Genomic DNA, 5,377 nt, shown 5'->3' with positions numbered 1-5,377 from the left:
GCCGTACAGCCCGGCCGCGGCCCGCGGGGACAGCGACGCGACCGTCGGGTCGCCGAGCTCCGACACCTCCCGGGCGGCGCCCGCGGTGTCGTCGGCGACGACCGTCGACCACCCGTGCTCGCGGATGATCTTGCGGCACTGACCGAGCGCGTGTACGTGGCTGCGGACGGTCCGGATCCGGTCCAGCGACGTACCGGGAACGCCGAGCAGCTGGAAGTGGATCGGCAGGAAGTACTCGCCGACGATGTGCAGACCCGACTCCGGCAGCAGGTGGTGGATGTCCGCGACCCGTCCGGCGATCGAGTTGTCGACCGGGATCATCGCCAGCCCGGCACGTCCGCTGCTGACCGCGTCGAGGGCGTCCTCGAACGTCGTGCAGGGCAGCTGCTCGCGCTCGGGGAACATGCCGGTGCACGCCATCGCCGAGTTGGCGCCTGGCTCACCCTGGTATGCGATCGGACCTTCCACGATCTCCCAGCGTAGACCTATCGCATCTCACGACCCGGATCAGGTGTCCGTCTTGCGGACCTTGTCCGGGGCGCCGGTGACTGCGCGGCCCTCGAGGGCCTTGGCCTTGGTGGCGTACATGTCGATGTACTCCTGCCCGGACAGCTCCATGATCTTGTACATGATCTCGTCGGTGACCGCGCGCAGGATCAGCCGGTCGCTCTCCATGCCCTCGTACCGGGAGAAGTCCAGCGGCTCCCCGAACTTCACCGTCGGCGAGGCGAACGACGCGACGATCTTCCCCGGCGGAGCGACCACGTCGGTACCGATCACGCCGCACGGGATCACCGGGACCTTCGCCTCCAGCGCGAGCCGGGCGACCCCGGTCCGGCCTTTGTACAGCCGGCCGTCGTGCGAGCGGGTGCCCTCGGGGTAGATCCCGAACAGCTCGCCGCGCTCCAGCACCTTCATCCCGGCCCGCATCGCGCCCTCGGACGCCGACCCGCCGGAGCGGTCGATCGGCACCTGCCCGGTGCCCTTGAAGAACCCGCGCTGGAACCGGCCCTTGATCCCGGCGCCGGTGAAGTAGTCGGACTTCGCCACGAACGTCACCCGGCGGCGCAGCACCAGCGGCATGAAGATCCAGTCGGAGTACGAGAGGTGGTTGCTGGCGATGATCGCCGCGCCGGTGGCCGGCACGTTCTCCGCGCCGACGATCTTCGGCCGGAAGATCCGCTTCACCGGCGGTCCGACGACCACGTTCTTCAGCACCCAGTAGATGCCCTTGCCGTCGCCGTCCCCGGCATCCACGACCGCTGGGTCCGGCTCGCGCCGCGGCGACTGTGCCGGTTCCGTCATCGAAGTCCCATCCTTCTGAATGTCACGCAGCCTCACGTACCCCGAAATCACATGATGCCGCACGACGGCCCGGTTCGGGCCGGCTCGCCACCCGGGAACTCCTCACACTCCGGCGCCGGTTTTCGTAAGCTGCTGACGGGCGGGCCGTCGCCCCGGCCGCGACCGTGGTGCCGATCCGGGTCCCCGGGGCCACCGCCGCCACCCGGCAAATCCTTGCTATCGGCAACAGCAGCACGTACGGCGGGACCGGTGGACGTACGCGACCGCGTCCGGGCGTGCCACGGGTGGTGCCGTGAGGCGATCGATGCCACCGGCAACAGCGGCAGCCGTACGCCGGCCCGCCTTCGGGCCAGTGCGTACGACCGTGAGTTTTCCGGACATGGAGGTGAGCCTCGGCGACATGTTCCCGGCGCTCCGGAACTTCTAGCTTTTCTGGTGCGGGACGTTCCCGCCGTACTGGAGGAGTGAGATGAACGGACTGCGGGTGGCGGCGTTGATGGCGGCCACGATGACCACGGGCCTGGTGGCCGGCGTGTACGGGATCTACGCGAACGCGTTCATGCCCGGCCTCGGGAAGACCGACGACCGGACCTTCATCACGGCGTTCCAGGCCGTCGACCGGGCGATCGTGAACCCGCTGTTCCTCGGCCTCGGGTTCGTCGGCGCGCTGCTGTTCACGCTGCTCGGCGGCGTGCTCAGCCTGAAGGAGAAGGCGCTGCCGTGGATCGCGGTCGCGTTCGTGCTGTACCTGATCTCGATGATCGTCACGGTCGCCGTCAACGTCCCGCTGAACGACGCGCTGAAGGCCGCCGGCGACCCCGGCGCGATCGACGCCGGCGCCGCCCGGGCGGCGTTCGACGAGGCGAAATGGACGACGTACAACCTGGTCCGCACGGTGCTCGCGCTGGTGTCGTTCGGATTCCTCGGCTGGGCGCTGTATCTGACCGGAAAGTCCGCGATGCAGCCGTGAGACCTCTGTTCGGAGCGCTGCCCGGACCAGTACTGTTCGTCCGGCCAACGGACCTGGGGGGTACGGATGAAGGATTGGTGGGACCAGCGCCCGGTGTTCTCGACCACCGACAAGGGCGGACGGATCACGGGACTCGCTCCCGGTGAGTCACCCGGGCAGGTGACGCCCCGGCTGGTGACCTCGGCCGCCGTCTGCTTCGGAGCGTGGGGCGCCGCGAGCTCGCTCGGTACGTCGTGGTTGTGCAACGCGTCGTCGGCGCCGGCCGAGACCTGCGCCGTCGATCTCCCGAGCGGTGTCCCGGTGATCTGGCGCGTCGTCGCAACCGTCGTCGTCGCGTACCTCCTCCTGACCCTCACGCTCAACTTTGGCGAGCAGGCGCGGCAGCGGCTCGGTCAGCGCCGGGCGGCGTCGCTGGTCCGGGCGACCGCCGTACTCGCCGGAATCGCTGCCGGAGCAGGCTTTTCGGTCGTCACCGGCTTCGCGCCGGACCGGGCCGGGACGCTCCAACGCACCCTCGACGGCCGGATCGGCACCGAGGCGTACGCGCTCTCGGCCGCCCTCACGCTGATCGCCGCGGTCTGGTGGGTCACCGTCGTGGGCCGGCTGCCGTCGGCGCTGGTACACGCGCAGCAGCGCCAGGCGACGATCGAGCGGCTTCGGCGGGACGGCCGCCGGTACGCCGGAACCGTGCGGCTCGGCGGCATCGTGTTCTGGCTCGGGAACAGCCCCGAACTGAACGTCACGATCGCGTACGACTCGCCGGCCGGCACGCACGAGCTCGCGGCCCGGATGCGGACCTCGCCCGACCGGGTGCCCGCCGACGGCAGCCGCGTCCTCGTCTTCGACGACCTGCGCGGGGTCGTCCACGTCGAACTCGACCTCGACGCCGCCCCGACCTTCGAGCCCGAGGCGCGGTGCACGCCGGCGGAGTGACCGGCCCGGCGACCCGGCGGTGGCGCCGGGGCTGAGACACTGGGCGCGTGCCACCAGTTCAAGCTCCGCCCTCGCAGCAGCTGCCCGCCGTCCAGAAACTGCGGGTCCGGTTCGCCAAGCGGGGACGGCTGCGATTCACCTCACACCGCGACTTCCAGCGGGCGTTCGAGCGCGCCGTACGGCGGGCCGAGCTGCCGGTGGCGTTCTCGCACGGCTTCAGCCCGCACCCGAAGATCTCGTACGCCGGTGCCGCGCCGACCGGGGCCGCCTCGGAAGCGGAGTACTTGGAGATCTCGCTCACACAGGAGCGGGACGCCGAGCAGGTCCGGGTAGCGCTGGACGAGGCGCTGCCGCCCGGACTCGACGTACTCGAAGTGGTCGTCGCCGGGCCGGGGGCGCTCGCCGAACGGCTGGAGGCCAGCGAGTGGCGGATCGCGTTGCCGGGCGCCGATCCGGAGGCGGCCGCGGCGGCGGTCGGGGCGTTCCTCGGCCGGGAGGAAATTCTGGTCGAGCGCATGACCAAACGTGGACTTCGCTCGTTCGACTGTCGGGCTGCCGTTCTCCGACTCACCGTCGTGAGTGAACCGGGGTCGGTTGAGACGTGTGCGATACTGCAAGTGGTGTTACGGCACGGAACCCCGGCCGTGAGACCCGACGACGTTCTCGCCGGTGTGCGCGAGGTAGCGACGCTGACGGTGACGGGCCCGGCTCTTTTGACCAGGCTCGCCCAGGGCCCGCTCACCACGGACACCGGCACGGTGGAAGACCCGCTCGCTCGTGACCGCGACGCCAACCAGGCGACCGCGACCGGCCAGGCAGGTCCCCGCCAGACGCACACAGCGGAGGGCGACGCCGCCGCTCCCTCTGTGCCCTGAGCGCGGGCGGAGCGGATCCAGCAGGCTTCCGCCACGCCGCGGCCCGGGCAGCATCCAGGGCCAGGCAGGGCGAACCGTGACCGCCTTACGGCCGGCGCCCGGGACCCGTGACAGGGGTCGGGGATGCGCCGCAAGGCTTGAGGAGACCCGCACTACATGCTCGACAACGAGCCGACCATCGAGGCAGCCGGCACGGCTGCACCCGCCGGCCGGACTGCGAAGAAGACCGCAGCCGCCAAGAAGACCACCACGACGCGCAAGCGCACGGTGAAGAAGACCGCCGAGCCGGAGCCGCGCACCGACGCGACCCAGCCCACCGAGGCCGCCGCCGAACCGGCCGCCCCGGCGAAGAAGACGGCCAAGAAGGCCACCGCGAAGAAGGCGCCGGCCAAGAAGGCCGCCGCCAAGACCGCGACCGCCAAGAAGACCCCCGCGAGGAAGTCCACCGCCGCCCAGGAACCCCTCCCGGACGTCACCGAGACCCCCGCGGCGACGAAAACCACCCGCAAGCGCGCGGCGAAGAAGACCACACCCCCCTTCGAGCCCCCCGTCGAGCCGCAAGCTGACGCCGGTAACTCACCCGCGGAAGGGAACACCCCCGCCGAGCAGGCTGCCGCGGAGGCACCCGCCCGCAAGCGCGCCTCCCGCCGCCGTACGGCGAAAACCGCCGAATCTGCCACCACCGACGACCGGACCGCGGCCGCACCTACGGACGGCACCCAGCCGAGCCCCACCGCATCCGCGGCCGGGAACACGGCTGCGGACGCCGCCAGCACGTCCAACGCACGCACGACCGGCACCCCCAACGCGGCGGCGGACGGTGACGGGGCGGGTACTGCGCGGCGGAGTCGCAGGCGGCCGGCTCCGGCGGCTGTGCTGTTCCAGGCGCCGACCGACGTACCGAACTCCGCTCAGGCAGCGACCGACGAGGACGAGGCAGCTGAGGCGGCCACGGTCCCGGCGGCCGCGCCTGAGCCTGGCACCGACGAGCAGCCGACCGGCACCCGCCGTCGCCGCAGCCGTCGCGGCCGCGACGCAGAAGCCCGGGAGACCGACGGCCGCGAGACCGACAGCCGGGAGAGCGGTGCAGCGGGCGACGCCGAGTCGCGGGGCGGTAGCACGACCGCGGACGCGACCGACTCGCCCGAGGCAACCGAGGGCACCGGCACGCGAGGCGGCCGCCGCTCCAGCCGGAGCGGCAACCGGGGCAACCGCACCAACACCCGCACCGACGACCCGAACGAAACCCGCGCCGACACCCGGGGTGGCATTCAGGCCGACGACTCCACCGACG

General features: G+C 71.6%; 6 protein-coding genes and 1 pseudogene. 5 read left to right on the top strand and 2 right to left on the bottom strand.

Features of this window, described 5'->3' with window-relative positions; translation table 11 throughout:
- Positions 1-468 (bottom strand): prephenate dehydratase domain-containing protein (locus VFF46_RS07225; RefSeq protein WP_325036236.1); only part of this gene is annotated, 468 nt, incomplete at its 3' end.
- Between the two features lie 39 nt (positions 469-507).
- Complete coding sequence (locus VFF46_RS07220) at positions 508-1,305, bottom strand: lysophospholipid acyltransferase family protein (protein ID WP_325036235.1); 798 nt, start codon at positions 1,303-1,305, stop codon at positions 508-510.
- A 292-nt stretch (positions 1,306-1,597) separates the two neighbouring features.
- Between VFF46_RS07220 and VFF46_RS07215 the strand changes: the two genes are divergently transcribed.
- The 5 genes and pseudogenes from VFF46_RS07215 to VFF46_RS07195 form a co-directional block, all read left to right on the top strand.
- Positions 1,598-1,732: a hypothetical protein gene (locus tag VFF46_RS07215; protein ID WP_325036234.1), complete on the top strand. Its 135-nt coding sequence runs from the start codon at positions 1,598-1,600 to the stop codon at positions 1,730-1,732.
- Positions 1,733-1,774: 42 nt separating this feature from the next.
- Positions 1,775-2,275: a DUF1772 domain-containing protein gene (locus tag VFF46_RS07210; protein WP_325036233.1), complete on the top strand. Its 501-nt coding sequence runs from the start codon at positions 1,775-1,777 to the stop codon at positions 2,273-2,275.
- A gap of 66 nt (positions 2,276-2,341) precedes the next feature.
- On the top strand, positions 2,342-3,208 hold the full coding sequence (locus VFF46_RS07205; RefSeq protein ID WP_325036232.1) for a hypothetical protein: 867 nt from the start codon (positions 2,342-2,344) through the stop codon (positions 3,206-3,208).
- Positions 3,209-3,255: 47 nt separating this feature from the next.
- Positions 3,256-4,083 carry a TIGR03936 family radical SAM-associated protein gene (locus VFF46_RS07200; RefSeq protein ID WP_325036231.1) on the top strand — a complete coding sequence of 276 codons (828 nt, stop codon included), beginning with the start codon at positions 3,256-3,258 and terminating at the stop codon, positions 4,081-4,083.
- Positions 4,084-4,239: 156 nt separating this feature from the next.
- Positions 4,240-5,377 (top strand): annotated as a pseudogene (locus VFF46_RS07195) (hypothetical protein); the annotation flags it as partial.

The sequence above is a fragment of the Kribbella sp. genome, assembly GCF_035655035.1.
Taxonomy (GTDB): Bacteria; Actinomycetota; Actinomycetes; order Propionibacteriales; family Kribbellaceae; genus Kribbella.
The sequence above is the reverse complement of the archived record's forward strand: the minus strand, read 5'-3'. Positions and strand labels throughout refer to the sequence as shown.